Origin of the sequence: Streptomyces sp. NRRL WC-3742, assembly GCF_000720635.1 — a bacterium.
GTDB lineage: Bacteria > Actinomycetota > Actinomycetes > Streptomycetales > Streptomycetaceae > Kitasatospora.
Genome location: NZ_JOCF01000016.1, coordinates 58,106 through 83,063, shown reverse-complemented (window position 1 = coordinate 83,063; position 24,958 = coordinate 58,106). Strand labels below are relative to the sequence as shown.

The following is a 24,958-nucleotide window of genomic DNA, read 5'->3' as shown; positions in this document are numbered from 1 at the left end:
GGACCACGGACTCGTCGGTGTCGTAGTACGTCAGCTCGCGGCCGTCCGCGAGCTTGGTGGTGGTCTTCTTCACTGTTCTGCCTTCCGGGACCTCCGGCACGTCACAGAGGTCGGCGTTTCCAGGATGGTCGGCGGCATCGGCAGCGCCCATGGCGGAGGCCGCCTCCGGTGAGAGCGGAGGCGGCCTCCAGGGGATTTCGGGAGAGGGCGGGTCAGGCCGGCAGGCCGACGGCCCGCTCGCGGCCGCGCCGCTGCTGGATGACCACGGCGGCGACCAGCAGGAGGCCCTGGGCGACGTTCTGCCAGAAGGTGTTGATGCCCTGGACGGTGAGGCCGTTCTGCAGGGCTCCGAGCAGGGCGACGGCCAGCAGGGTGCCGCCGATCCCGCCCTTGCCGCCCTTGAGGGCGCAGCCGCCGAGGGCGGCGGCGGTGATGGCCTGGAGTTCCAGGCCCTCGCTGCCGGAGGTGGGCTGTCCGGATCCGGTGCGCGCGGTGAGCAGGACCCCGGCCACGGCCGCGACCATGCCGGTGAGCGCGTACACCGAGAGCAGGTACTTGTTGAGGTTGATGCCGGCCAGCCGCGCGGCGGTGTCGTTGCCCCCGAGGGCGTAGATGTTGCGCCCGATGTCGGTGTACGTGAGCAGGACGTGCACGGCGGCGGCGATCAGGATGAGGATCCACACCATCGTCGGCAGGCCGGCGATCTTGCCGCGGCTGAGGAAGACGAACAGCGGGTCGCCGAGCACGTAGCCCTGGGCACGTCCGTCGGAGATCAGCTGGGCGACGCCCTTGTACGCGGCCAGTCCGGCCAGGGTGGCGATGGTCGGGTTGACCCGGCCGTAGATGATCACGGCGCCGTTGAGCAGGCCGACCGCGGCGCCGACCAGCACGGCCGCGCCCATGCCGAGCAGCGCACTGGAGCCGGTGGAGGTGAACACCATCGCGCTCACCACGGAGGCGAGGCCGGCCTGGGAGCCCACCGAGATGTCCAGGCCGCCGCAGATGATCACCACCGTCTGGACCACGGCGAGCAGCCCGGCGATGGTCGCCGCCTCGGCGATCACCTGGATGTTGTTCCAGCTCAGGTAGTTGATGTTGAGCGAGCCGAACAGGGCGAGCACGGCCGCGAGGGCCAGCAGCAGGATGAGGTTCTGGCCACCGACGACGTTCAGCAGCGCCCGCGGACCGGTCGGCCGCGCGGGCCCGGCCGGGGCCTGCGGCCGCTGGTCGGCGGTGGCGGAGGGGGTGGTCATCGGGCAACTCCGGTGGTGGCGTCGGTGTCGGTGGTACGGGGGCCGGTGGCGAGGTCATCCGCCATGGCCAGGGCGAGGACGGCCTCCTCGGATGCCTCGGCACGGCCGAGTTCGCCGGTGACCCGGCCGTTCTGCATGACGAGGATCCGGTCGGCCAGGCCGAGGACCTCGGGCAGCTCGGAGGAGATCACCAGGACGGCGACGCCGTCGCGGGCCAGGTCGGCGATGATCTGGTAGATCTCGGCCTTGGCTCCGATGTCGACGCCGCGGGTCGGTTCGTCCAGGATCAGCAGCTCGGGGCGCCGGGCGAGCCAGCGGGCGAGCACCACCTTCTGCTGGTTGCCGCCGGAGAGCGTGCGGACCTCGGTCTCGATCGAGGGGGCGCGGACCCGCAGCCGGTCCGCGTACTCCTGGGCGAGCTGCTTCTCGGCGGCGCGCTTGACGAAGCGCCGACGGCGCAGCCGGTCGAGGCTGACCAGGGAGGTATTGTCCCGGATGGCGCGATGCAGGAACAGCGCCTGGGCCTTGCGTTCCTCGGGGGCGAGGCCCAGACCGGCCCGGATCGCGTCCTTGGGCGAGCGCAGGCGCACCGCCCGGCCGCCGAGGAGGATCTCGCCGGATCGGATCGGCGCGTCCCCCGCGAGGGCGAGGGCCAGTTCGGACCGGCCGGCACCGATCAGCCCGGCGAGGGCGACCACCTCGCCGGCCCGGACCTGGAGGCTGACGTCGCGCACGTCGTCGGTGGTGAGGCCGCGGACGTCCAGCACCACCCGGTCGGTGGCGACGTCCTGCCGGACGAACAGGCCGGCCAGGTCGCGACCGACCATCAGCCGGACCAGCTCGCGCTCGTCGGTCTCGGCAGCGGGCAGGACGCCGGTGAGGGTGCCGTCGCGCAGGACGGCGATCCGGTCGGCGAGCCGGAAGATCTCCTTCATCCGGTGCGAGACGTAGACGATCGCGATGCCTTGGTCGCGCAGCCGGCCGATCAGGGCGAACAGCGCCTCCACCTCGTGCTCGGAGAGGGAGGAGGTGGGCTCGTCGAAGGCGATCGCCCGGGGTGGCACGGCGCCGGTGAGCGCTCGCATGATTTCGACCAACTGGCGCTGTGCTGCGGTGAGTTCTGATCCGAGCAGGTCAGGGTCGAGGACCTGGTCGAAGCCGAGTGCAGCGAGGTCGGCGGTGATCCTGCGGCGCAGTTCGGCGCGGTCGAGGCGGCGGCCGGCCCGGCGGGGGAGGCTGCCGGCGTAGACGTTCTCGGCGACCGACACGTGCGGGATGATCTCCGGCTCCTGCGGGATGATCCGGATGCCCGCGCGGCGCGCGGCGGTCGGCGAGGAGAGGTCGAGGGGGACGCCGTCGAGCAGGACCCGGCCCTCGGTCGGGCGGTGGTCGCCGCTCAGGATGCGCAGCAGGGTTGACTTCCCGGCGCCGTTCTCGCCCATCAGGGCGGTGACCTGCCCGGGCGGGAAGGCGACGGTGACGCCGTGCAGTGCCCGGACGCTGCCGAAGGTCTTGCCGACGTTCTCGGCGGACAGGCCGAAGGCGGGCTGCGGGGACGGTCCGGCGCCGGGTGGGGACTCGGGTGCGGTCATGTGTGCCTCGCTGGGGGTGCGGATCGGACGGTTCTGGTGCGGCACCGTCAGTTGCACGTCATGCCGGCGCCCTGCCAGGTGGCGGCGTCGACCATCGTGGTGGGGGCGAAGCCCTCGGCGGGGAAGTCCTTGCTGTTCTTGAGCTTGTCGTACATGGTCTGGACGGCCAGTGCGCCGACGTCCTTGCCGTTGATGAACAGGGCGGCCTTCATGCCGGTGGGCTTGCCGCTGGTCCAGTCCTTGCAGGCGAGGTAGGCGCCGAGGCCGACGCCGGCGATGTCGTCGGGGCTCACGCCGGCGTTCTGCAGGGCGGTGACGGAGCCCTGGACGTTCTCGTCGTTGCAGCCCCAGACGACCCAGTGCTTGACGCCGGGGTTGGCGGTGAGGGTGGCGGCGGTCTTGTCCTGGGCACCGGTGGGGGTGTTGTCGGTGGCGACGTCGATGTTCTTCACGCCGTCACCCGCGGCCTGGGCGAACGCGGCCTTCGCGGCCTTGACGCGGTCGCCACAGACGGTGACGTCCTGCTTCCAGGCGGAGATGATCCGGGTGTCGGCCGCGTTCCAGCCGGCCTTCTTGAACTCGGCGGCGGCCCGCTTACCGACCTCCCCACCCATCTGCTCGCCGCTGAACCCGACCCGGGGGACCAGATCGCTCTTCGCGCAGGCGCCCGGGGCCGGGCCGGTGACGCAGATCTGGTCGTCGGAGGTGAGGAGGGCGACCTTGGCGTCCTTGGCGGTCTGCACGACCTGCGGACCCACCGCCGGGTCGGGCACGACCACGATCAGCCCGTTGCTCTTGGCAGCGATCGCCGACTGCACCTCGCTGATCGTCTTGTTGGCGTCGTTGCCCAGGTTCACGACCTTCAGGTCCACCCCCAGCTCCGCGGCCTTCGCCTTCGCGCCCGCCGCCTCGCCGACGAAGTACTCCTGGTCCCCCTGCTTCTGCAGATACGTCAGCGACACCTTCCCCTCGACCTTCGCGGTGCCACCCGCACCCGACGACGACTCCTGGCCCGTCGAGCAGCCCACCGCGGCTACGAGGGACACGCAGCCCAGCACGGCAACGGACAGAACCCGACCACGACGACGAACGAACATGCGAAAGCTCCCGGCAAGGAAAAGGTGAGGGAAGAGGCCGCGGGAACACCCGCGAAACCGGTACTAGTTGAATCAAACACAATCGATCAGAACCGAACTTGATCAAACGTGCTCGCACAGGAAACTCCGCAGTTGGGTGTTCGTCAAGACCTTCGTCCCACTCACGTCAATTCGAGACGATCCCGTTATCCGCTGGAGCCGCACCACTCCGCCCCACCCCGGAGTCGAGTGAACAACTGCCGCCCTCAGACGGTCAGTTGACTGACTCTGCGACGATCACCTCGCCCACCTGCTCGGCCACGACGGTCCGGCGCTCGGCGGACAGCCCCTCGTCGGTGACCAGCACGTCGACCTGGTCCAGGGTGGCGAAGGTGGCCAGGCCGACGGTGTCCCACTTGGTGTTGTCGGCGACCACGACCACCCGGCGCGCGGAGCCGATGAACACCCGATTGGTCTCCGCCTCGGCGAGGTTGGGCGACGTCATCCCGGCCTCGGCGGAGATGCCGTGGCAGCCCAGGAAGAGCACGTTGACGTGCAGCGAGCGGATCGCCTGGTCGGCGAGCGGGCCCACCAGGGCGTCGGAGGGCGTGCGGATCCCGCCGGTGCGCAGCACGGTGGTCCCGGCCCCCGCCCCCGGGCCGGCCTGCTCGAACACCTCGGCGATCCGCAGGGAGTTGGTCACCACGGTCAGCCCGTCCACTGACGCCAGTTCCCGGGCGACGGCGTGCGTGGTCGTGCCCGCGCCCAAGCCCACGGCCATCCCGGGCCGGACGAGTTCGGCGGCGGCCCGGGCGATCGCCTCCTTGGCCGACAGCTGCCAGGACGACTTCGCCTCGAAGCCCGGCTCCTGGCTGCTCGGGGCGCCGGCCGGGACGGCACCGCCGTGCACCTTGTCCAGCAGCCCCTGCCGGGCCAGGGCGTCCAGGTCCCGGCGGATGGTCATGTCCGAGACGCCGAACTCACGGGTGAGCTCGTTCACCCGTACCCCGCCCCGCTGCCGGAGCCATTCGAGGATCATCGCGCGCCGCTGCCGCGCCAGCAGCTGTGCGTTGTCAGTCACGTGGCACTCCTGGGTACGCATGCAGACGCGGCCGACCCACGGGCGGAACGGCCCGACGGCCCCGACCGTTTCGGGTGCGTCTGTTGGTGGTGGAACGTGTGACTATACGTGTCCGAGTCGTTGTAGCCGGGTGTGGCGAGGGTGCCGTGGAAGCCTGGTGCTCGGCTCGTCGTCGGTGAACGGCTTGTGGCAGGAATTTGGTCTGCTTGGGTCCGGTTGGTCTGCTGCTCGGCCACGTCCGCGCCGAGCGGGATCCAGGGTGCCAGTGCGATCGCCTGTTGAGATGTGTTGAGTAATCGCGCGTCGCAAGATCTTGACGGCCAGGTAAACGTGGCGTTTCCTAGCAGCGCTGCGTTCGAATGCGTTGGCTTCTGAGCGATTTGAACGTTCAAACGGTCACTCTCACCCTGCCCTGCCCTCTGCCCACTCGCGCTTCGCACTCATTCGCTCCGCCAGCCGCACATCGGGCGGTCGCCGTTCAAAGGAACCAGGCCATGCGCACCACTCGAGCTCGCAGACCGGCGCCCGCCGCCGCAGCCGGCGCGGCCGCCCTCGCCCTGGCGCTGACCGGGTGCTCGGGCGAAGGGTCGGTCAGCTCGGGCCGCGGTCCGATCTCCATCACCTTCCTGCAGAAACAGGGCGACCAGGGATACTTCGTCAGCGAGGCCGCCGGAGCCAAGGCCAAGGCCCGCGAGCTCGGCGTCGAACTGACGATCGTGAACGTCGGCAACGACCGCGACCGCTCGCTCACAGAGGCCAAGAAGGCGATCGACAACAAGACGAGTGGCCTCATCGCCGTCGTGCCCGATCCTTCCGTGGGCCCCGAACTCGTCGCCCTCACCCGCCAGGCCGGCCTCCCCCTGCTCTCCACCGACGACCAGATCTGCGCGGACTACACCGATCCCAGTGCCTGCTTCACCAACGGACTGGTGCCCCGGGTCGGCTTCAACGGCGCCACCATGGGCGCCGCGGTGGGTGAACGCGCGGCCACCGAGTACACCAAGGCCGGCTGGAAGGCCGCCGACACCTGGACGCTGCCGATCGGGAACAACGAAATCCCGGTCTGCCGCGACCGCATGAGCGCGGCGGTGGACGCGTTCTCCGTCCACGCCGGTGCCGTGCTGAAGACCACGACGGTCTGGGCGGCCAACACCGTCGAGGACGCCCGCCGCCGAACCGCCTACGCCCTCACCTCCAAACCCGGCGTCAAGCACTGGGTGGTCTGGGGCTGCAACGACGAGGACACCGAGGGCGGTGTCCAGGCCCTGCGCGAGGCGGGCTTCGGACCTGACAACGTCATCGGCGTCGGCATCGGGGCCTACCTCGCCTGCAAGGACTGGCTGCCCGGCAAGCCCGCCGCGATGCGGGCCGCGCTCCTCCTCAGCGGCTCCGAGGTCGGCGCCCTCGCCGTCCAGCAGATGGTCGACCGGCTGAAGGACCACAAGGAGCTCCCACACGAGACCGTCGTCCCCACCATCATGGTCGACCCCTCCAACTGGCAGGCATCCGGCGCCGTCTGCACCTGACGGCCGGCAACATCCCCTGCGTGGCCGAGCGGCCCGGCAAGTAGCACCCCGCTCGTCCACCCCCGTCTCAGGCACCGGCCCGCTCCTTCGACGAGCGGTCCGGCGCCCGGGTGCCGGTGCGCCCGCAGACGCGCTCACCGTCGGCGAAGCCTCCGGTGGAGCGCCCGGGCCGAGGCGACCGGGTCGAAGGCTCCCGGGCGCCCCCGGGTGATCGGGTAGCAGGCCAGCCCGATCAACGCCGCGCTCAGGTGCCCGATGCTGGTGTAGTCACGGCTCTGGTACACCCCGAGCACGTACACGGCCAGCACCCCCGCCACGTACAGGTACCGCCAGGGCTTCACGATCAGGTACGTCAGCACCCCGACCACTCCGGCCAGGGCGTAGCTGACGCCGTAGTCGAGGGTGTAGACCGCCTTCGGCGGGGCCAGGCCCCGGTGGATCGCCCAGCCGAGCACGCCCTCGCTGAGGTAGGTCGCGCAGACGTGGGCGATCATCGCCACCGAGATCCAGCGCAGCGTGCCCAGCCAGCGCTCGACGGGCACGTGGAAGAGGTTGTAGAGCACGAAGTAGCCCAGCCAGCCGCCCCCGGCGATCCACAGCGCACTCGTCACCAGGACGCGCACGGGCGAGACCTGCAGGTGGTGCAGGTTGGTGGAGCGCTTCTCCAGGATGCGGTCGGCCGTCGCGGGGTCGACGTGCCGGATGACCTGCGTGGTGGCGAGCAGCACGGCCAGCCAGGCGTAGGTGCCCGGGGCGCTGCGCACGTAGGCCCGGACCGCCCGTCCGGCCCTCGCCCACCAGGGCCCCTGCCACTCCCCGCCCGACCCGCCGGTGCTGCCCGACCCGCCGGTGCTGCCGGTGCTGCCGGTCATCGACACCTCCTCGCCGGTCCCCTTCACCCTCGCCCGGGCGCCCCGGGGGTGCGTCGGCGCACTGCACCGTCCGGGTGAGTCGGCATCGTCGGCGCCCGCATCTCCCCCGCTCCCGGCTGGCGTACGCTGGCGCTCTGACCCCCGGGCCGCACAGCAAAGGCACCATCCACCATGAGGGACGACCTCGCCACGGACGAACGCACCGCCCCGGCTGCGGAGAGCACCCCCGGACCGGCCGTCCGCGTACTGTCCCGGCTCCGGCTGACCACGGTCTACGTCCTGCTGCTCACCGTGACGGCCACCTGGCTCGCCGGGCAGAGCCACGCCGGGCGCGCCCGCTTCGTCCGCCACAACAGCAGCAACGTGCACCACATGGAAGTGGGCAAGTGGTGGACGATGATCACCAGTGCCCTGGTGGTCGACGGCGTGCCGGCCTGGGCGGGCATCGCGGCGGTGGCGGTGGTCCTGGGCCTGGCCGAGTGGCGCTGGGGCCCCTTGCGGGCGGGCGCGGTGTTCCTGTTCGGACACCTGGGCGCCACCCTGCTCACCGAGGGTGCGATGTGGGCCATGCTCGTCACCCACATCCCGGGCGCGCTGTCCCGGGCGCGGGACGTCGGCATCAGCTACGGGCTGGTCGCCACCGCCACCTGCCTCATCGCGCTCGGCCCGGCGCGGCTGCGCCGGTACGGCCTGCCGGCTCTCGCCCTCGCGCTGGCCGGGGCGTGGGCGACGGACCAGGAACTCGCCGACGCCGGGCACCTGGTGGCCTTCGGGCTCGGCCTGCTGGCCTCCTGTTCGGCGTGGCTCCGCGCCAGGGCCCGTACGAGCCACTGACCGCTCGGCCCAAGCTTCCTCGGTTCACGAACCGAACCGACCCCGCCCGCCTGCCCCTTCACCGGTGCGTCACCTGAACCGCACCGGACCCTTTCCGCGTCGATAGCGGGGGAGGCCACTCCCGCCCGATGATCGACAGCTATCATGCGTGAACGTTCAACCGGTTGTCGGCGCAGGTGTGGTGACAGCCGTTCAGGTCACTGGAGGGGGCCCGAATGATCACGCCCGACAACGGCACGAAAACGACGGAACCGGCAGGCGCGCACCAGGCCGCCGAGGCGTTCAGGGCCGCGGACGCCGCCCAGTCGGCATCGCTGGAGACCGACCGGCCGCACCCGGCCCGGATCTACGACTACTGGCTCGGCGGCAAGGACAACTTCCCGCCCGACCGCGCCGCCGCCGAGCACGCCATATCCATCTCCCCGGACATCCCGCAGGCCGCCCGCGAGAACCGCGCCTTCCTGCGCCGGGCCGTGCGGCACTGTGTCGAGGCGGGCATCCGCCAGTTCGTCGACATCGGCTCCGGCCTGCCCGCCCAGGGCAACGTCCACGAGGTGGCGCAGGAGATCGCCCCCGAGTCCCGGGTCGTCTACATCGACAACGACCCGATCGTGCTGGCCCACGGCCGCGCCCTGCTGGCCGACAACCGGTCCACCACCGTCCTCACCGGCGACCTGCGCGACGTCGACGAGCTGCTCGACCGGCCCGAGCTGCGCGAGCTGATCGACCTCTCCCAGCCGGTGGCGATGCTCATGGTGGCCGTGCTGCACTTCGTGAACGACGAGCAGGCCGCCGCCGCGGTCCGGGCCGTCCACAAGCGGCTCGCCCCGGGCAGTTACCTGCTGGTCTCGCACAGCACCGCCGAGGGCAACCCCCAGCGCGCCGCCGAGGCCGCCAAGACCTGGGACAAGACCGCCTCCGGGATCCGGCTTCGCGGCCGGGCCGCCGTGGAGGAGTACTTCGAAGGCTGGGAACTCCTGGAGCCCGGCGTGGACTTCGTCCCGCTCTGGCGCCCGGACGGCCCCACCCACGACTCCACCCGCTGGATGTACGCCGCCGTGGGCCGCAAGGTCTGACGCCACCCACCGCTCAACCCACCACCCACGCCGTCGCCGAGCGCCTCTCGCAGCGCGGCACCCGCAGGCCGGACTCCCCCGGGAGTCCGGCCTGCAGCACCATCCGGCCCAACTCGCCCGGGCAGCAGCACAGTTGAACCACGAGGAGCAGCGCTCCGGGCCGCCATCCCGGCCGACGCGATCGTATTGTCTTGCGGAACTCTGCAAAGTTATGCCAGAGTACGGGCATCGGATACGTCGAGATCCCCACAGTCGCTAGTCAACATCGCTGAGTCAGGAGCCCGCGCTGCGCGGGTCAAGGGTGCACCCATGTCGAAGGTCTTGAGCAAGCTGCCGGTCGGAGAGAAGATCGGCATCGCATTCTCCGGTGGTCTGGACACCTCGGTGGCCGTCGCGTGGATGCGCGAGCACGGCGCCGTCCCGTTCGCCTACACGGCCGACATCGGCCAGTACGACGAGCCGAACCTCGCCGACGTGCCGGCCCGTGGCCGCGCCTACGGGGCCGAGCAGGCGCGACTGGTGGACTGCCGGGCCGCGCTGGTCGAGGAGGGCCTCGCCGCCCTCGCCTGCGGCGCCTTCCACATCCGCTCCGCCGGGCAGACGTACTTCAACACCACCCCGCTCGGCCGTGCCGTGACCGGCACCCTGCTGGTGCGCGCCATGCAGGAGGACGAGGTCTCGATCTGGGGCGACGGCTCCACCTACAAGGGCAACGACATCGAGCGGTTCTACCGCTACGGCCTGCTCGCCAACCCCAACCTGCGGATCTACAAGCCGTGGCTGGACTCGGCCTTCGTCACCGAGCTCGGCGGCCGCAAGGAGATGTCCGCCTGGCTCACCGAGCGCGACCTCCCCTACCGGGACTCCGCCGAGAAGGCTTACTCCACCGACGCCAACATCTGGGGCGCCACCCACGAGGCCAAGCGGCTGGAGTACCTGGACACCTCGATGGAGATCGTCAGCCCGATCATGGGCGTGGCCTTCTGGGACCCGTCGGTCGAGATCGCGACCGAGGACGTCACCGTCGAGTTCGAGTTCGGCCGCCCGGTGCGGATCAACGGGCAGGCGTTCGCCGACGACGTGGCGCTGGTGCACGAGGCCAACACCATCGGTGGCCGACACGGCCTGGGCATGTCGGACCAGATCGAGAACCGGATCATCGAGGCCAAGAGCCGGGGCATCTACGAGGCCCCCGGCATGGCGCTGCTGCACACCGCCTACGAGCGGCTGCTCAACGCCATCCACAACGAGGACACCCTCGCCACCTACCACACCCAGGGCCGCCGGCTCGGCCGGCTGCTGTACGAGGGCCGCTGGTTCGACCCGCAGGCGCTGATGCTGCGCGACAGCCTGCAGAAGTGGGTCGGCCACGGCGTCACCGGCAGCGTCACGCTGCGGCTGCGGCGGGGCCAGGACTACTCGGTGATCGACACCCAGGGCCCGCACTTCAGCTACCACCCGGAGAAGCTGTCGATGGAGCGCAGCGTGGACGCCGCGTTCGTCCCGGACGACCGGATCGGCCAGCTGACGATGCGCAACCTGGACATCGCCGACTCCCGCAGCAAGCTGGAGCAGTACGCCGTCCACGGCCAGCTGGCGCCGTGGACCGGGCTGATCGGCGAGCTCGCCCCGGGCGGCGCCGCGCCGATCGCGGCCGGCACCGGTGACGACGCCGAGTCCAGTGCCCTGGACCACGCGGCGATCGAGTCCGGCACCGACTGATCCCCCGAGGCCCGGCCGGGGCGGCCCGAGGAAGCCCCGGCCGAAGCCCGACCCGCTGCTACGCGCTGTGACCGCCGTACCCACACGGGGTACGGCGGTCACAGCCGTTCACGCGTACCGCAGGACGGCTGCGCCGGGGCGGTCGCACCGAGCACCGGCAGCCAGGAGATCGCGGCCGTTCATGCTCCCGCTCCGAGACGGGGTGCCGTTAACGACCGTGTCATGAGCCGCAAATGCGGGTGATCTTTGGTCGTTTGTCCGTCTACGCCACCCGCATCACGGCCGCGACCTGATCATCAGGGGCTTACCGCCAACCACGTCCTGATTGATCCAAGTCTCCATCGTTCTGTACGGCGGCAAGGGCTGAGGCCAGGTCGTCGCAGAGGTCTTGGGAGCTTTCCAACCCGATGTGGAAACGGACCAGTCGGGGCGCGTCCGCCGGGGCGGCGAGGGCCCGCAGGTGGTGGGGCACGGCGGGCATGACCAGGCTCTCGAACCCGCCCCAGCTCGTGCCGAGGCCGAACAGGGAGAGACCGTCCATGAACCGGGTGAACGCCTCTTCGCTGCATGGGGCCAGCTCGACAGTGAACGGACCTGCCGCACCGGAGAACTGCGAGTGCCACAGCTTGTAGCCGGGATCGGTGGCGAGGGCGGGAAAGAGGACGCGCTGGACAGAGGGCTGTGTCTGCAGCCACCGGGCGACGGCGAGAGCTGAGCGTTGGTGGCGTTCCATGCGCACGGCGAGTGTGCGCAGCCCGCGCAGTGTCAGCCAGCAGGTGTCCGGGGCGGCATGGGTGCCGCTGCGGTCGCAGTACGCGCGAACGCCGGCCAGGGCGTCCAGCGTTCCGGTGATGACTCCAAGCAGCAGGTCGGAGTGGCCGTTGATGAACTTGGTCGCGGCATGGACGGAGATATCGATCCCGAGCGCGTGCGCGTCGAAGAAGATCGGTGTTCCCCAGGTGGCGTCGCAGGCGACAGGGATTCCTCGATCGTGCGCCGCCGCGCAGATGGCGGGCACGTCCCACATCTCCATCGTCAGCGACGCGGGGGTCTCGACGAACACGAGGCTCGTGGTGTCGCGCAGCAGGGCCGATACGTCGGCGTCGTGGGCGAAGTACTCCACGTCGGTTCCGGACGGGATCAGCTCGTTGTCGCAGAAGACCCGGGTGGGCCCGTACACGCCTGTGCTCACCAGGATGTGGCGCCCGAGACCGGCGTGTGCGGCGAGCACGGCGGTGATCGCCGCCAGCCCGCTGCTGGTCGCGATGCACGTCTCGGTGTTCGCGACCTGGGCCATGGCGCGTTGCAGTTCGAACGTCGTCGACGTGCCTGATCTGCCGTAACGCGGACCGTCGAAGACCAGCGCGCCCTGCGCCTGCTTGTAGGCGTCGAACGAGTCGAACACGGTCGTGGACGTGCGCACCAGTGGAGGGCTCACCGAATGTGCGGCGGCCGCGGTCTGCCGTGCGGCGTGAATCAGAAGGGTCTCCGTATCCATCAGATCGTCCTTTGGTGATCAATGACGTGGCAGTTGTAACTGACGTGGCGTTGGCGCAGGTTCGGCGGTGCGATCAACGGCACCAGGGCCGCCGCAGCGCCCTGGTAGATGTCGACGCAGGCATGCCCGACGGACAGCGGAGCGATTGATGTATTCCTTCGCACCCCACCATGGTCCGGACCCACCCGCGTGTCGCACTTCCGATAAACTGCCTAATGATGACGAAAATCCGCCATGAGCCGGTCGCTCCGACGCGCACCCAGCGGCTGGCGCCCGGCGGCGCGATCGACGCCCATCGGCACGACGAGCACCAGATCGTCTATGCCGGCCGGGGAGTGCTGGCCGTCACGACCAGCGCGGGTTCCTGGGTCGCCCCGGACACCCGCGCCATCTGGGTACCCGCCGGCATCGTCCATGCCCACCAGGCCCACGGGGAACTCAAACTGCATCTGGTGGGGCTGCCCGCGACCGACAACCCGCTCAGCCTGGATGCCCCGACGGTGCTCGCCGTGGGCCCGCTGCTGCGTGAACTGATCATCGCCTACACCCACACCCCCGACGACGACAGCCCGGAACGAACTCGGTTGCGCGCGGTCCTGCTCGACCAGCTGCGGGCCTCCCCCCAGGAACCGCTGCACCTGCCCACACCGGTCACGCCCTTGCTGCGTGCGCTGTGCGAGATCCTGCTGGCCGATCCGGCCGACCCCCGCACGCTGGCCGAGCTGGGCCGCCAGGTCGGCGCGAGCGATCGCACTCTGTCCCGGCTGTTCCGCAGCGACCTCGGCATGACCTTCCCCCAGTGGCGCACCCAGTTGCGGCTTCAGCGCGCGCTGGTCCTGCTGGCCGAGAGGGAGCCGGTGACCGCGGTAGCACACCGGTGCGGCTGGTCGTCGGCCAGCGCGTTCATCGACGTCTTCCGGCGCACCTTCGGCCACACCCCGGGCTCCCATCCGACAGGCTGACCGACGAGTCGGCCGGCTCGTGGATGAGCGGGCCGCCCTTCGGCATTGACGCTACGGCTGCTCGTCGCCCTAGCCATACGGCCAGGGCCACTCCGCCAGGTCGATCTCGTGCACCGCGCAGCCCCGGAGCACACTCTGTCAACTATTTTGACAGCAACCTGGACTCTTCGTTCCGTTGCCTACCGGGCCCCCGACAACATGAACACCGCGACGAACCGCGACACGCGCTGGCTGTTCCCCAGGCGTCGCGCCGGACAGCCGATGCATCCCCACCATCGCCGGCCGGGCTTCAGCGATCCACCCAGCACGTGCTTGAGATGCCCGCACCCGTCGCCGCCGACACGGCCAGCCCGGCTGAGCGAAAGGCGCACCGGGTCTACGCCACCCGCATCACGGCCGCCGAGCCCGCTTGCGGCTCCTGACACGATCGTTAACGGCACCCCGAGACTGACCGAGCCCGCCCGGACCGCCGAGCCCGGACCACCCGGCTCGCCCGGACCACCCAGCCCGCCCGGGCAGCCCGGGCCGCCCGTCACCGTATCCGCACGACGCCCCGGCCCCGTACCGTGCGCACGCCCAGCCGCGCGTCGGCGAGGGCCGCGCCCGCACCGGCCCGCTGCCGCGCGGCCACCGCGTCCCGCAGCGTCAGCAGGATCTCGCCGTCGTAGTCCTCCGCCAGGCACCGGGCCAGCCGGGCCACGCCGCCGGGGCGGGCGTCCGGGGCCAGTTCGGGCAGCCGACCCGGGGCGCTGAGGTCCTGCGCCTGGACGGCCCAGCGCGCGGCGTCGCCCGCCTCGCCCTCGGCGGTGTAGTGCACGGCGAGGCAGTGCACGGCCAGTTGGTCGCCGTACTGGGCGGCGATCCTCCACCAGAACACGCCGTCGCCCGTGCGCCCCAGGCCGTACAGCAGGCAGCCGAGGGTGCGGAAGGCCGTCTTCTCGGCGAGCTCGAGGTCGAGGGCCAGCTCCCCCGGTTCGGCGGCGCCCGCCACGGCCGCGCACAGGTACCGCAGGTCCCGCCGCAGTTCGGTGCGCCAACCGCCCCTGGGCGGGTCCCCGGAACCCGAACCGGAACCCGAACCGGAAGCCGGTCCGGAGGGCGCTCCCGGGCCCGAGCCCGGCCCCGAGCCAGGACCTGCACAAGGGCCCGAGCCCGGCCCCGAGCCCGCGCCGTGCGACGGCCGAGCGGTGGCGGGCGGACGGGCCGAGCGTTCGCGCACCGGCGACACCGGCCGCCTGGCGGCGGCCAGTCTCTCGGCGAGCCGGCGGGTGAAGTCCACCGGATCGTGGTCGCGGAACTCCCGTTCCAGCTCGGCGGCGTGAACGTCCAGCAGTTCGGCGGCCTTCACCGCGCCTCCCCCTCGTCCGGGTGTTCCAGCAGGTAGTCGAGGTGGCGCCGCCCGAGGCTGTAGTACGTGCGGGCGGTGGTGTGGGCGATGCCGAGCGCCCGGCCGATGTCGGGGTAGGACAGGCCGGCCTGGCGCAACCGGACGACATCGGCCTGGACGGGGGCGGCGCGGGCGAGCTCGTCCATCGCCCAGTCGAGGGCGTCGAGTTCGGCGAACTCCTCCAGCTCGTCCTGGCTGGTGTCGGGGCGGCGCTGGGCGATGACGCGCAGCCGCTTGCGTTCGGTGCGGCGGCGGTCGCGCAGGACGTCGACGACCGCGTCCTTGAGGATCTTGAAGCCGAACGCCTGCGGGTCGTCGCTGGCAAGGGCACGGCGCCAGTTCTTGTACAGCGTGGCGCCGGCGTTCTGGACGGCGTCCTGCGCGTCCTCGCGGTGGTGCAGGCGCTGCTGGGCGTAACGGAGGTATCCGGGGTTCTCGCGGGTGAAGAATGCCTCGAAGTCGGCGGGCAGGTCGGCGAGCGGATCCGCCCGCAGGGCCCGCTCCTCGCCCGGCTCGGGGGTGTTCACACCCGTCCCCCTTTCGTGGGTCGACTGGCCGGCCCACCGGGTGGCACGCCGACGGCCCGTTGGAAGGGCTCGTGGTGTAACCGTCCGGAAGGTACGGATTGTCGACCGGATCGGGCGGACAATTGCCGAACGTTTCCGTTCGTTTTCGACCACCCCCGCTGACCTGCCGGTTCGACCCGATCGGCCCCCACCGGGCCACGGCCACGTGACCCAGATCACAGCACGCGGGCACCCGGCTTGACAAGCGCGGCGGAGCGCGACCCGGGCCACCCCGGCGCTACGGCGCGGGCTCCACCACCGCCGTGTCCAGCTCGGCGGTCACCCGGTCCAGCAGCACGCGCAGTGCGGCCAGGTCCTCCACCGGCAGCCCGGTCGCTGCGAGCAGCCGGCGCGGCACCTGCCCGGCGCGCTCCTTCAGGGCGACACCCTCGGGGGTGAGGCGGACGGTCACCGAGCGCTCGTCCTCGGCACTGCGCTCGCGGAGGACCAGCCCGGCGGCCTCCAGCCGCTTGAGCAGCGGGGAGAGCGTGCCGGAGTCGAGCCGCAGCCGCTCGCCGATCCGTTTGACGGGCAGGTCGCCGTCCTCCCAGAGCACGAGCATCACCAGGTACTGGGGGTAGGTGAGCCCGAGGTCGCGGAGCAGGACGCGGTAGACGCCGCCGAAGGCGCGCGAGGCGGCGTTCAGCGAGAAGCAGATCTGCTGGTCGAGGCGGAGCAGATCCTCGTCCGCCATGCCGGGGAGCGTGGTCATGTCTCCATGGTAGCGATCGCTGCCGCACCACCGAGTGCCACACAACCAAGAGACGCATCACTTGGTTGCGCACAATTCAATTGCGTGCTCTACTTGTCCTCACCAACGCACCGCAGCCTTCCGAAGGGACGCACCATGGACGCGATCTACACCGCCGCCGCCACCGCCAACGGCCGAGAGGGCCGCGCCGTCAGCTCGGACGGCCGGCTGGACCTCGCCCTGGCGATGCCCCAGGCGCTCGGCGGCGACGGCAACGGCACCAACCCCGAGCAGCTGTTCGCGGCCGGCTACGCGGCCTGCTTCGCCAGCGCCCTCGGCCTGGTCGGCCGCCAGGCCCGGGTGGACACCAGCGAGGTCTCCGTCACCGCCGAGGTGTCCATCGGCAAGGACGGCGCCGGCTTCGGCCTCGCCGTCGTGCTGCGCGTCGAACTGCCGGAGGCCCTCGCGGGCGAGGCCGGCGAGCTGCTGGTCAAGCAGGCGCACGAGGTCTGCCCGTACTCCCGCGCCACCCGGGGCAACATCCCGGTCGAGCTCGTCGTCGAGTAACCGCTCCGCCGAGCCGTCGGGTGGTCGGCCCCGCGCCGACCACCCGCCCACCGGTCACCCGACCCGGTCACCGGTCAGCTGTCACCGGGCCCGCTCAGCTGTCCCCGGGCCCGTTCGGCCCGTTCCCGGGCCAGTTCCCCGGCCCGCCGGCCGAGCGCAGGACGTCGAGCCTGCGCCGGTACTCCTCCTCGTCGATCTCGCCCCGGGCGAACCGCTCCGCGAGCACCTGCTCCGGCGCCGGCCCGTGCAGCGCCCCGCCGGGCCCACCGGGCCCGCCCGTCCAGCCGTGCCGCCAGCCCGGCCCCGCTGCCGCACCCGCCGCACCCGCCGCGCCGTGCGCGAGCGGCTGCCGCGAACGCGACACGTAGCGGAACAGGGCGACGGCGAGCAGGACCAGCAGCGCGAGGATCAGCAGCGAGCCGATCGTCATCACCGCGATGCCCCAGCCGCTCAACCCGTGGCCGTACCCGTGCCCATATCCGTGCCAGTGCCTCATCAGGACCTCCTCCTCCGGCCCCATCGGGCCCACCGAGGCGATCAGCGCCTACCACCATCGTGCGCCCGACAATGGTCGGAGCGGTGTGAGGAGAGTCTGAGAATCCGTTCCCGCAGCGGCTGACCGCCCGGCCGGGTAGCGTGCCCGGCATGGCCCACCACCCGCCGACCGACGACCGCTCCCCCGAGCAGCTCGTCGCCGCCGGGCTGCTGCGCCCCCACGGGGACCCGACCACCCACCCGAACCTGGGCGGTTCCCCGGTCTCCTACGTCTCGACCGCGCTGTGGGCCGCACTCGCCGCCCTGGCCATAGCGCCGAACGCGGCCGAGGCCACCGCCGCCGCCCTCCTGCGCGAACTCGCCGCCCAGGCCCGCGACGCGTCGTTCGCACCGGGCAACGAGGGCGCCCCGCGCGACGACCTGTACGAGACGGACCCGGCCCACATCGGCCCGCACCGCAGGACGGTCTGGTTCCGGCGCTCCTGGCCGCGCGGGCCGATCACCGCGATGTTCCCTTCCTGACCGGCCCTCCCTGATCAGCCATCCCCCACCGGCCCTCCCCGACAAGGGAGTTCAGCGCTCCACCCGCAGGCTGTGGCAAACCCAGCTGAGCCGGTCCGGGCCGTCCATCGGCGGCCTGTCGTGGTAGGTCCCGTCCGCCACCGAGAGGTTGACGATCAGGTAGGCGTGCCAGCCGGGCCCCACCCCGTGCAGGTCCGCGTAGACGAGTTCGCCCTCCACGTACCAGTCCACCGAGTGCGATCCGAGCACCACCTGCAGGCCGAGGGTGGCGCCGGGGGCGACCCCGGCGCCGCCGCCGTGCCAGTAACGGAAGCCGCCGCGAACGTGGTTGGAGATCTCCAGCAGGTCCGGGTTGTCGGGGTGGTACTCGAAGACGTCCACCTCGTTGCCGCCGTCGCGCCAGGTCCAGATCGCGGGCCAGGCGCCCAGCTCGGCAGGCAGCGTCACCACGGCCGACAGCACGTCCCCGGTGCGCACCTGGAAGCCGTCGGGGCTGCCCTCGGTGGTGAGCAGGTTGCAGGTCCACAGCCCGCCGGTGCGCCGCCGGGTGGCGGCGAACACGCCGCCGGGGCAGTGGGCGCGGCTGAGGAAGTCGAGTTTGTGGTCGCTCCGGTTGGTCGGCCCCATCCTCGGGTAGGCGCTGCTGCGCCCGGCGATCCACTGCCTGGTAGAAGTGAAATCCGCGTCGAACACGACTGTCACGGCCGCCTCCCCGGAGCTCCGGTACCCCGGCAGTCTGCGGAGCCGGGCACACAGAGTGAGTTACCCGATACGCTCCGCAGTATGCGAACGGGATCAGCCGACAGGTGACGACGCTTCGCCCGCCTCCAGCCGGTCGGTCACCGAGATCACTCCGTCCACCGACCGGCACAGGTTGAGCACGATGGGCACCAGGTGCAGCTCGGGCACGGTGCCGCTGAGAACGACCCGCCCCTGGGTGACCTCCACGCCCACCTGCGCCGGGCTGACGCCCTCGATCCGGCCGAGCACCTCCTCGACGATCTCCCGCCGGATCACCACGTCCTCGCGCAGGAAGACCCGCAGCAGGTCCCCCCGGCTGACCATTCCGACGACCCGCCCGTCGGCGTCCAGCACGGGCAGCCGCTTGAGGCCGTGCCGGCTCATCAGCCTCGCCGCCGCGACGACGCTGGTCCCGGGCGTGGTGCAGACCGGCTGGGCCGTCATCAGGTCGGCCGCGGTGACGGGACCGCCCACTCCTGCCTGCGCCGGCTCGGGGGCGGGCAGCAGGCTGTGCGGGTCCTCCTGCGCCGCCAGGGTCCGCAGCAGGTCGGCCTCGGAGACCACCCCGAGCGGCCGCCCGTCCGGGTCGACCACCGGTACGCCGGTGATGTCGTACTCGGTCAGCAACGCCACGATCTCCCGGAATCCGGTCTCGGGCGCGACCCGGACCACCGGGCTGGTCATCACCGATTCGACGCTGGCATGCCGCACGCCGGTTCACCTCGTCCACCACGCTGGGCCCGCCGGGTGCGGATCGTCCCGGCCGGTACCCGCAGCATCGCGCCCGTCGCGCGGAAAGGCCAGGGCCCATTGGGCCGAACGGGTGGGACCTTGGACCCGCGCACCCTCACAGGGCCCACAGGGCACCGGCGAACAGCGCCGCATGGACCCCGCCGCCCCGGACGGCGCAACCATCACATGATCGACTCGTTGGACCGTCCACCACGAGGGACAGTACGGACGGCACCGGGAGGGCCCGTTGGCAGCACGGACGGTGGGCGCGGCCTGGCGGCGCCGGGGCGCCTCGCAGCGCCCGGTGGCCCTGGCGGAGGCCGCGCTGGTGCGCCACTACCGCAGGCTGGTGCGCCTCGCCTACCTGGCGCTGCCCGCCGACCGGGACCGGCACACCCGGGTGCTCGCCGCCCACGCCGCCGTCCAGCGCGCCCTGCCCCCGCCCTGGCCCCGCCGCGCCGAGCAGGCCCCGGCCGCCGAGCAGCCCCCGGCGGAGGACGAGGAGTACGCCCGGCTGCGGCTGCGCGTCCTGCGCACCGCCCTGCGCCCGCACCCGGCGCACCGGCTGCTGGCGCCCCGGGTGTGGGGCCTGCGGCTGTTCACCCCGCACGGCGGCGAGGAGGACGCGGCGCTCGACCACGCGCTCACCGCCCTGGACGCGCCGACGCGGGCGGCGTACGCCCTCCGTGCGGTGGAGGGCCTCGCACCGGAGGCCGCCACCGAGGTGCTACGCGCCGCGGGCGTCGAACGGCCGGAGGAGGCCGTCGCCGCGGCCGCCGAGGCGCCCGGCGGGCCCTCGCCCGAGCCGCCCGCCTTCGACCCGTGCGCCGTCCGGGTCCAGCCCACCGACCTGCTGCGACGCCGACGCACCCTCACCGCCGCGCTCGCGGTGGCCGTCCTCGGGCTGACCACCACGGCCGCCGTCCTGGGCGACTCGGCACCCGCCGCCGCGCCGCAGGGCGCCCCGCCGCCCGGTGCCGCCGTCGACCGCGCCCGCCTCGTCCAGGTCGCCCCGGACGCCTGGCAGCACACCACCCGGGTGGACTTCGACGTCTGGCCCGCCCGGGGAGACCGGCGCGAGGACACCGCCCTGCTCGACCGCGCCCTCGGCGCCTGGGCACGGCCCGGGCCGCAGACCCACGCCGAACCGGGGACCGACCCCGCACCGCCCGCAGCGCCGCCCCACCTGCTGTACGCCGGAACGGTGGACGGCACGGGCGTGGTGGTGCTCTACGACGGTCGGCGCCTCGCCCGGTACGCCGACGGGCCGGGCAACGGGCCCGGCGGCGGGCTGGACCTCGCCCGCGCCGACGGCGCCGACCCCGCGACGGCGGGTGCGCTGGTGCTGCGCCGTCAGGGCGCCGCCGTCCGCTACCTGCTGGCGCCCTGGGTCGAGGACGCGGACACCCGCCGGATCGACCAGCCCGACGCCCCCGCCCGCCCCTTGGAACACCCGGACGGGATCACCGCCCCGGCCCCCGGCGGCGGGCTCGCCGACTGCCACGGCGCCACCGTGCTCCAGTTGCACGCCTCCCCCGCGATCGCCGACCGGGGCGCCTTCCTGCTGGCCGACCTGGGCGGACTCGTGCCCGCACACCTCACCTGGTCCCCGCCGGACCGCAACCAGCCGCAGTCCCAATCCCAGTCGCAGTCCCAGGCCCAGGCCCAGTCGCCACCACAGCCCGAGGCCGGGCCGCGCGAGGCCGTCGCGCAGGACGCCCTCCAGGCGTGGTCCCGCGCCGGCTGCGCCGTCCCGGACGGCAGCCCGGGGGTCCGGCAGCTGAGCCTGTGGGCCTTCGCCACCCAACAGCTCCCCCAGAACGCGGGCTCCGCCGCCTGGTACTGCCTGCGCGCCGACCGCTGGAACGGGGACGGCAGCGCCGCCACCGCCGTCCTGCTGCCGAACGCCCGCGCCCCGCAGCGCACCGGCGGCGGCCAGGGCCGGGCGTGCAGCCGCTACGAACCGGAGGTGGCGGCCTGGGCCTGGTGGCGCTCCCCGCAGGGCACCGAGTACCTGCTCGCGGCCGGCAGCCGCCGGACCACCCGGCTCGCCGTCAAGGGCCCCGACTGGTCCACCGACCGCGCAGCCCCGGACCACACCCTCGCCCTCGAACGCCCCGCCCGCGCCCCCGTCCAGGTCGAGGCCCTGCTCGACGGCGGCGCCCGGATCACCGCGCAGCACTGAACCACCCTCCGTGGCCCGGGCGTTGGCCGGGCGGCGCCGGAAAACCGCTGCGCCCCCGCCCGCCCCGGGCACTACCATCGGCCGCCATGGCGATGTTCGTCCACCTGACCTCCGCGGCCAACGCGCCGCGCATCCGGCGTGCCGGGATCCGGGCCGAGAGCCCGGGCCAGGGCGGGCTGCACGGTGTCTACTGCTTCCCGGTCCTGCCCTCGTACACCCTCACCCACCAGTGGTTGCGCGAGCTGGCCCGCTTCGGGCCCAAGGGCTCCCTGGTCGCGGTGCACGTACGGCTGGACGACGACGAGCAGGTGCTGACCGGCCACTACGGCGACAAGTGGACGGACGGCCAGCGGTGGTGCTCCGCCGCCGAGGCGGTCGCCAGGATCGGTGCGCTGGCAGACCCGCGCGGGTGGGAGGTGGTCCTGCCACGGGCCGTCACCGCCCGGGAGGTGCACCGTATCCGCGCGGTACCGCAGGTCGCGGGCTGGCGCTACGTGCCGGGAGCGCACGGCAGCCGGCCCTGCAACTGCCAGGGCTGCAGGTCGCGCGGCGGCTACGGCGACCGCCGGCTTCGCGAGCGCCACCCCCACCCGCTGGACGGCCCGCCGCCGCCCGTGCCCGTCCTGCTCGCCCGGCTCGAGGCCGCCTGGGCCGGGTTCCGCACACCCGCCGTCCCCGCGGACGGCGAAGACCCGCAGACGGACCCCGGCGACGGCGACGTGGACGCGCTGCGCGAGGCCCTGCACTGGTTCGGCCTGCGCCCGCGGCGCGGCCCGGTGGACGTCCTGGCGCGGCTGGCGGACCACCCCGACTTCGGGGTGCGCCGGGAACTCGTCTGGGCCGTCCAAGGCTGGTCCACCCCCGGCGTGACCGAACTGCTCGACCGACTCGCGCAGGACCCGCACCCGACGGTGCGCCGCGCGGTCGAGGACGTCCGCACGCCGTGACGCACCACGGCCGGAGCGCGGGACGCACCGCACACCCGGCGTGACGGCCGCCTCCCTCGACGTGCCCGTTCGGCGGACCCGGGCGATCATGGGACGAACCGCGTCTTCGGCGATAGGTGGACCGCGATGTTCCAGCTCCTGTGGATCCTGCTCATCGGCTTCGTGCTCGGCGTGCTCGCCAAACTGATCCTGCGCGGGCCGCAGTCGATCCCCTGGTGGCTCACCATGCTCCTCGGCGCCGGCGGAGCCCTCCTCGGCAACGCCGTCTCCGGCTGGATCGGCGTCCGGCACACCTCCGGTATCGACTGGATCCGCCACTTCCTCCAGATCGGCTTCGCCGTCGCCCTGGTGGCCTTCGTCGCCCCGATGTGGAGCAGGTCCCACCCCAGGCGCTGAGCCGCGGCAGCAGCCGCCCGGCCCGCGTCAGCCGACGTGGACGGCCGGGCGGCGGGTGCGGTCGGGTTCGGCTTCGCGGAGGACCTCGCGGGTGACGGGGGCGATTTCGCCCTGGCCGAAGAGGAAGAAGCGGAGGAACTGGGCGAAGGGGTTGCCCTCGGTCCACTCGAAGTAGATGTGGGGCTGCTGGCCGGTGAGGTCGCGGACTTGGAGGAGGAGGGCGGCCAGGGCGTTGGGCACGCTGGAGCTCTGGAGTGACAGGACCCGGTAGCGGTCGTGGAGGACCTCGCCGCGGACGGTCAGTTCGGCCTCGAAGTCGGAGGGGTCGAGCACGGTGACCTCGACGAAGACGAGGTCGTCGTCGGCGGGGATGTCGTTGTCGTCGCGCATCTGGCGGAGCTTGTCGCGGTACTCGGCGAGGTCGCGGTTGTTGGGCTCGTTGGCGACCAGCCGCATCGGGCGGTGCTGGTAGTCGCGGACGAAGCGTTCGGCCACATCGTCGAGCACCACGTCGGTGACGCGCAGTTCGAAGGCGCGCTTGAGGCGGGAGAGGAACGAGACCAGCACGATGCCCGCGATGAAGCAGGCGCCGATCTTGACGCCGTCCGGGCGCTCGGCGATGTTCACGGCCGTGGTGTAGAGGAAGACGGCGGCGATCACCGCGAAGCCGATCGTCCAGTTGCGCTGCCCGGCCTTGCGTGCGGCGATGGTGACGGCGATGGCGGCGGAGCTGATCAGCACCAGGACGCCGGTGGCGTAGGCGCCGCCCTGGGCGTCGACGTCGGCGTCGAAGATCCAGGTGACCAGGAAGCCGATCAGGGTGAGCACGATGACGGTGGGCCGCACGGCGCGCGCCCAGTGCGGGGCCATGCCGTAGCGCGGCAGGTAGCGGGGCATCAGGTTGAGCAGTCCGGCCATGGCGGAGGCTCCGGCGAACCAGAGGATGGCGATGGTGGAGAGGTCGTAGACGCTGCCGAAGGTGCTGCCGAGGTACTCGTGGGCGAGGAAGGCGAGGGCCCGGCCGTTGGCCTGGCCGCCCGGCTTGAACTGGTCGGCGGGGATGAGCAGGGTGGTGATGAAGCTGGTGGTGATCAGGAAGCAGCTCATGATCACGGCGGCGGTGGTGAGCAGTTTGCGGGCGCCGCGGATGCGGCCGGTGGGCTTGGCCTCGGTGTCGTCCGGGTCGCCCTCGATGTGGGGCATCACGGCGACGCCGGTCTCGAAGCCGGACAGGCCGAGAGCCAGCTTGGGGAAGACGATCAGGGCGACGCCGATCATCGCGATCGCGTTGCCGTGCTCCGCCGTGAGGGCGTTGGTCCAGTCGTGGAAGACGTGCGGGGCCTTCAGCACGTGCCAGAGCCCGTTGGCCACGACCACCACGTTGAGCACCAGGTAGACGGCGACCAGGACGACGGCCAGGCCGATCGCCTCGCTGAAGCCCTTGAGGAAGACCGCGCCCAGCAGCGCGACCATGATCAGCGTCAGCAGGACCTGCTTGCCGGTCAGGGCGCTGTGCAGGTGCGGGTTCTCCACCAGGTGGGCGGTGGCGTCGGCGGCGGACAGGGTGATGGTGATCATGAAGTCGGTGGCCGCGAAGCCGAGCAGGGTGAGCACGAAGAGCTTGCCCTGCCAGAAGGAGAGCAGCCGTTCCAGCATGGCGATCGAACCCTCGCCGTGCGGGCTCTCCTGGGCGACTCTGCGGTAGACGGGCAGCGCACCGAAGAGGGTGACGACCACCAGCACGATCGTGGCGATCGGCGAGAGGACGCCCGCGGCGAGGGCGGCGATGCCGGGCTGGTAGCCGAGGGTGGAGAAGTAGTCCAGGCCCGTCAGGCACATGACCCGCCACCAGCGCTGGCCCTTCTCCTGCGGGGCCTGGGCGTGGGGGCCGGGGTGCTGTTTGGCCATGTCGGCCAGGCCCTCGAGCAGCCATGCCCGGAACCTCTCCCGCTGCGTCGCGGACGCCACCCCCGGTTCGACCGAACCCGACGACACCACGTGCACCCCTGTCCACGACTCCGGCCGGCCGCACCACGGCTCCCGGTCCCCTGACCGCCGGACGGCGGGCCTGGTCAGGCTAGGTGACGCCGGTCACAGCAGCGTACGGGCGGCGCGCGGACACGCCCGGGCGCCGCCCGTACGGCCCCCTCCGGCGAGGGTGGGGCGCGCCGGTCAGCGCGCACGCCCGGCGCGGCGGCGGGGCGAGCGACCCCCGAAAGGGTGAGGATGTGTCAGCC

At 72.3% G+C, this 24,958-nt stretch carries 23 protein-coding genes; 10 read left to right on the top strand and 13 right to left on the bottom strand.

What is annotated here, in order from left to right; translation table 11 throughout:
- Nucleotides 1–212 precede the first annotated feature (212 nt).
- The 4 genes from IH61_RS0112105 to IH61_RS0112090 form a co-directional block, all read right to left on the bottom strand.
- A complete protein-coding gene (locus IH61_RS0112105; RefSeq protein WP_031068668.1) occupies nucleotides 213–1,253 on the bottom strand; it encodes an ABC transporter permease in 1,041 nt (346 codons plus the stop codon).
- A complete protein-coding gene (locus IH61_RS0112100) occupies nucleotides 1,250–2,845 on the bottom strand; it encodes a sugar ABC transporter ATP-binding protein (RefSeq protein ID WP_051836890.1) in 1,596 nt (531 codons plus the stop codon). Before IH61_RS0112100 ends, IH61_RS0112105 begins: the two co-directional genes overlap by 4 nt.
- 47 nt (nucleotides 2,846–2,892) lie before the next feature.
- Entirely contained in the window at nucleotides 2,893–3,891 is a 999-nt protein-coding gene (locus IH61_RS0112095) for a substrate-binding domain-containing protein (protein WP_031068663.1), read from the bottom strand.
- 304 nt (nucleotides 3,892–4,195) lie between these two features.
- Complete coding sequence (locus tag IH61_RS0112090; RefSeq protein WP_031068661.1) at nucleotides 4,196–5,002, bottom strand: DeoR/GlpR family DNA-binding transcription regulator; 807 nt, start codon at nucleotides 5,000–5,002, stop codon at nucleotides 4,196–4,198.
- Between the two features lie 494 nt (nucleotides 5,003–5,496).
- Here IH61_RS0112090 and IH61_RS0112085 point away from each other — a divergent pair, with 494 nt between their 5' ends.
- Entirely contained in the window at nucleotides 5,497–6,528 is a 1,032-nt protein-coding gene (locus tag IH61_RS0112085; protein WP_031068660.1) for a substrate-binding domain-containing protein, read from the top strand.
- Nucleotides 6,529–6,662: 134 nt separating this feature from the next.
- Here the strand turns inward: IH61_RS0112085 and IH61_RS0112080 are convergent, their stop codons facing one another.
- Entirely contained in the window at nucleotides 6,663–7,400 is a 738-nt protein-coding gene (locus IH61_RS0112080) for a rhomboid-like protein (protein ID WP_234327146.1), read from the bottom strand.
- Nucleotides 7,401–7,571: 171 nt separating this feature from the next.
- On the opposite strand from IH61_RS0112080, the gene IH61_RS0112075 reads away from it, so the two are divergent.
- From IH61_RS0112075 to argG, 3 genes are all read left to right on the top strand, one after another.
- Complete coding sequence (locus tag IH61_RS0112075) at nucleotides 7,572–8,234, top strand: rhomboid-like protein (RefSeq protein WP_234327145.1); 663 nt, start codon at nucleotides 7,572–7,574, stop codon at nucleotides 8,232–8,234.
- 215 nt (nucleotides 8,235–8,449) lie between these two features.
- A complete protein-coding gene (locus IH61_RS0112070) occupies nucleotides 8,450–9,310 on the top strand; it encodes an SAM-dependent methyltransferase (protein ID WP_078911029.1) in 861 nt (286 codons plus the stop codon).
- A 309-nt stretch (nucleotides 9,311–9,619) separates the two neighbouring features.
- Nucleotides 9,620–11,032, top strand: coding sequence for an argininosuccinate synthase (gene argG, locus IH61_RS0112065; protein ID WP_031068652.1), 1,413 nt, complete (start codon nucleotides 9,620–9,622; stop codon nucleotides 11,030–11,032).
- Nucleotides 11,033–11,336: 304 nt separating this feature from the next.
- Here the strand turns inward: argG and IH61_RS0112060 are convergent, their stop codons facing one another.
- Nucleotides 11,337–12,530 (bottom strand): trans-sulfuration enzyme family protein, encoded by a 1,194-nt coding sequence (locus IH61_RS0112060; protein WP_051836880.1) that lies wholly within the window; start codon nucleotides 12,528–12,530, stop codon nucleotides 11,337–11,339.
- A gap of 218 nt (nucleotides 12,531–12,748) precedes the next feature.
- On the opposite strand from IH61_RS0112060, the gene IH61_RS0112055 reads away from it, so the two are divergent.
- Nucleotides 12,749–13,492: a helix-turn-helix transcriptional regulator gene (locus IH61_RS0112055; RefSeq protein WP_031068648.1), complete on the top strand. Its 744-nt coding sequence runs from the start codon at nucleotides 12,749–12,751 to the stop codon at nucleotides 13,490–13,492.
- A gap of 532 nt (nucleotides 13,493–14,024) precedes the next feature.
- Here IH61_RS0112055 and IH61_RS46920 read toward each other — a convergent pair.
- From IH61_RS46920 to IH61_RS0112040, 3 genes are all read right to left on the bottom strand, one after another.
- Nucleotides 14,025–14,840 (bottom strand): hypothetical protein, encoded by an 816-nt coding sequence (locus IH61_RS46920; RefSeq protein ID WP_031068646.1) that lies wholly within the window; start codon nucleotides 14,838–14,840, stop codon nucleotides 14,025–14,027.
- Entirely contained in the window at nucleotides 14,837–15,406 is a 570-nt protein-coding gene (locus tag IH61_RS0112045) for an RNA polymerase sigma factor (protein ID WP_031068644.1), read from the bottom strand. The genes IH61_RS46920 and IH61_RS0112045 overlap by 4 nt, the downstream gene beginning before the upstream one ends.
- 277 nt (nucleotides 15,407–15,683) lie before the next feature.
- Entirely contained in the window at nucleotides 15,684–16,157 is a 474-nt protein-coding gene (locus IH61_RS0112040; protein WP_031068643.1) for a MarR family winged helix-turn-helix transcriptional regulator, read from the bottom strand.
- Nucleotides 16,158–16,292: 135 nt separating this feature from the next.
- Between IH61_RS0112040 and IH61_RS0112035 the strand changes: the two genes are divergently transcribed.
- Nucleotides 16,293–16,703, top strand: a complete 411-nt coding sequence (locus IH61_RS0112035; RefSeq protein ID WP_031068640.1) for an organic hydroperoxide resistance protein — start codon at nucleotides 16,293–16,295, stop codon at nucleotides 16,701–16,703.
- A gap of 94 nt (nucleotides 16,704–16,797) precedes the next feature.
- Here IH61_RS0112035 and IH61_RS0112030 read toward each other — a convergent pair whose 3' ends face one another.
- Complete coding sequence (locus tag IH61_RS0112030) at nucleotides 16,798–17,199, bottom strand: SHOCT domain-containing protein (RefSeq protein WP_037972432.1); 402 nt, start codon at nucleotides 17,197–17,199, stop codon at nucleotides 16,798–16,800.
- A 149-nt stretch (nucleotides 17,200–17,348) separates the two neighbouring features.
- On the opposite strand from IH61_RS0112030, the gene IH61_RS0112025 reads away from it, so the two are divergent.
- Nucleotides 17,349–17,720 carry a hypothetical protein gene (locus tag IH61_RS0112025; RefSeq protein ID WP_031068637.1) on the top strand — a complete coding sequence of 124 codons (372 nt, stop codon included), beginning with the start codon at nucleotides 17,349–17,351 and terminating at the stop codon, nucleotides 17,718–17,720.
- A 51-nt stretch (nucleotides 17,721–17,771) separates the two neighbouring features.
- Here IH61_RS0112025 and IH61_RS0112020 read toward each other — a convergent pair whose 3' ends face one another.
- Both IH61_RS0112020 and IH61_RS0112015 read right to left on the bottom strand, forming a co-directional pair.
- The gene (locus tag IH61_RS0112020) at nucleotides 17,772–18,422 is read right to left on the bottom strand and encodes a beta-glucanase (RefSeq protein ID WP_031068635.1); all 651 of its coding nucleotides are present in this window, start codon (nucleotides 18,420–18,422) and stop codon (nucleotides 17,772–17,774) included.
- 93 nt (nucleotides 18,423–18,515) lie between these two features.
- A complete protein-coding gene (locus tag IH61_RS0112015) occupies nucleotides 18,516–19,172 on the bottom strand; it encodes a CBS domain-containing protein (protein ID WP_031068633.1) in 657 nt (218 codons plus the stop codon).
- Between the two features lie 268 nt (nucleotides 19,173–19,440).
- Here IH61_RS0112015 and IH61_RS0112010 point away from each other — a divergent pair, with 268 nt between their 5' ends.
- From IH61_RS0112010 to IH61_RS0112000, 3 genes are all read left to right on the top strand, one after another.
- On the top strand, nucleotides 19,441–21,378 hold the full coding sequence (locus tag IH61_RS0112010) for a hypothetical protein (RefSeq protein WP_158844924.1): 1,938 nt from the start codon (nucleotides 19,441–19,443) through the stop codon (nucleotides 21,376–21,378).
- Between the two features lie 86 nt (nucleotides 21,379–21,464).
- Entirely contained in the window at nucleotides 21,465–22,325 is an 861-nt protein-coding gene (locus IH61_RS0112005) for a HEAT repeat domain-containing protein (protein WP_031068628.1), read from the top strand.
- A 126-nt stretch (nucleotides 22,326–22,451) separates the two neighbouring features.
- Nucleotides 22,452–22,721, top strand: a complete 270-nt coding sequence (locus tag IH61_RS0112000; protein WP_031068626.1) for a hypothetical protein — start codon at nucleotides 22,452–22,454, stop codon at nucleotides 22,719–22,721.
- 27 nt (nucleotides 22,722–22,748) lie between these two features.
- Here the strand turns inward: IH61_RS0112000 and IH61_RS0111995 are convergent, their stop codons facing one another.
- Nucleotides 22,749–24,629, bottom strand: a complete 1,881-nt coding sequence (locus IH61_RS0111995) for an amino acid transporter (protein WP_234327150.1) — start codon at nucleotides 24,627–24,629, stop codon at nucleotides 22,749–22,751.
- Between the last annotated feature and the right edge of the window lie 329 nt (nucleotides 24,630–24,958).

Excerpts from the sequence above, each read along its gene's own strand:
- IH61_RS0111995 (WP_234327150.1), bottom strand. The coding sequence starts at position 24,629 with ATGGCCAAACAGCACCCCGGCCCCCACGCCCAGGCCCCGCAGGAGAAG.
- IH61_RS0112100 (WP_051836890.1), bottom strand. The coding sequence starts at position 2,845 with ATGACCGCACCCGAGTCCCCACCCGGCGCCGGACCGTCCCCGCAGCCC.
- IH61_RS0112060 (WP_051836880.1), bottom strand. The coding sequence starts at position 12,530 with ATGGATACGGAGACCCTTCTGATTCACGCCGCACGGCAGACCGCGGCC.
- IH61_RS0112005 (WP_031068628.1), top strand. The coding sequence starts at position 21,465 with ATGGCGATGTTCGTCCACCTGACCTCCGCGGCCAACGCGCCGCGCATC.
- IH61_RS0112070 (WP_078911029.1), top strand. The coding sequence starts at position 8,450 with ATGATCACGCCCGACAACGGCACGAAAACGACGGAACCGGCAGGCGCG.
- IH61_RS0112075 (WP_234327145.1), top strand. The coding sequence starts at position 7,572 with ATGAGGGACGACCTCGCCACGGACGAACGCACCGCCCCGGCTGCGGAG.
- IH61_RS0112055 (WP_031068648.1), top strand. The coding sequence starts at position 12,749 with ATGACGAAAATCCGCCATGAGCCGGTCGCTCCGACGCGCACCCAGCGG.
- IH61_RS0112085 (WP_031068660.1), top strand. The coding sequence starts at position 5,497 with ATGCGCACCACTCGAGCTCGCAGACCGGCGCCCGCCGCCGCAGCCGGC.
- IH61_RS0112040 (WP_031068643.1), bottom strand. The coding sequence starts at position 16,157 with ATGACCACGCTCCCCGGCATGGCGGACGAGGATCTGCTCCGCCTCGAC.
- IH61_RS0112080 (WP_234327146.1), bottom strand. The coding sequence starts at position 7,400 with ATGACCGGCAGCACCGGCAGCACCGGCGGGTCGGGCAGCACCGGCGGG.
- IH61_RS0112030 (WP_037972432.1), bottom strand. The coding sequence starts at position 17,199 with ATGAGGCACTGGCACGGATATGGGCACGGGTACGGCCACGGGTTGAGC.
- IH61_RS0112035 (WP_031068640.1), top strand. The coding sequence starts at position 16,293 with ATGGACGCGATCTACACCGCCGCCGCCACCGCCAACGGCCGAGAGGGC.
- IH61_RS0112105 (WP_031068668.1), bottom strand. The coding sequence starts at position 1,253 with ATGACCACCCCCTCCGCCACCGCCGACCAGCGGCCGCAGGCCCCGGCC.
- IH61_RS0112025 (WP_031068637.1), top strand. The coding sequence starts at position 17,349 with ATGGCCCACCACCCGCCGACCGACGACCGCTCCCCCGAGCAGCTCGTC.
- argG (WP_031068652.1), top strand. The coding sequence starts at position 9,620 with ATGTCGAAGGTCTTGAGCAAGCTGCCGGTCGGAGAGAAGATCGGCATC.
- IH61_RS0112000 (WP_031068626.1), top strand. The coding sequence starts at position 22,452 with ATGTTCCAGCTCCTGTGGATCCTGCTCATCGGCTTCGTGCTCGGCGTG.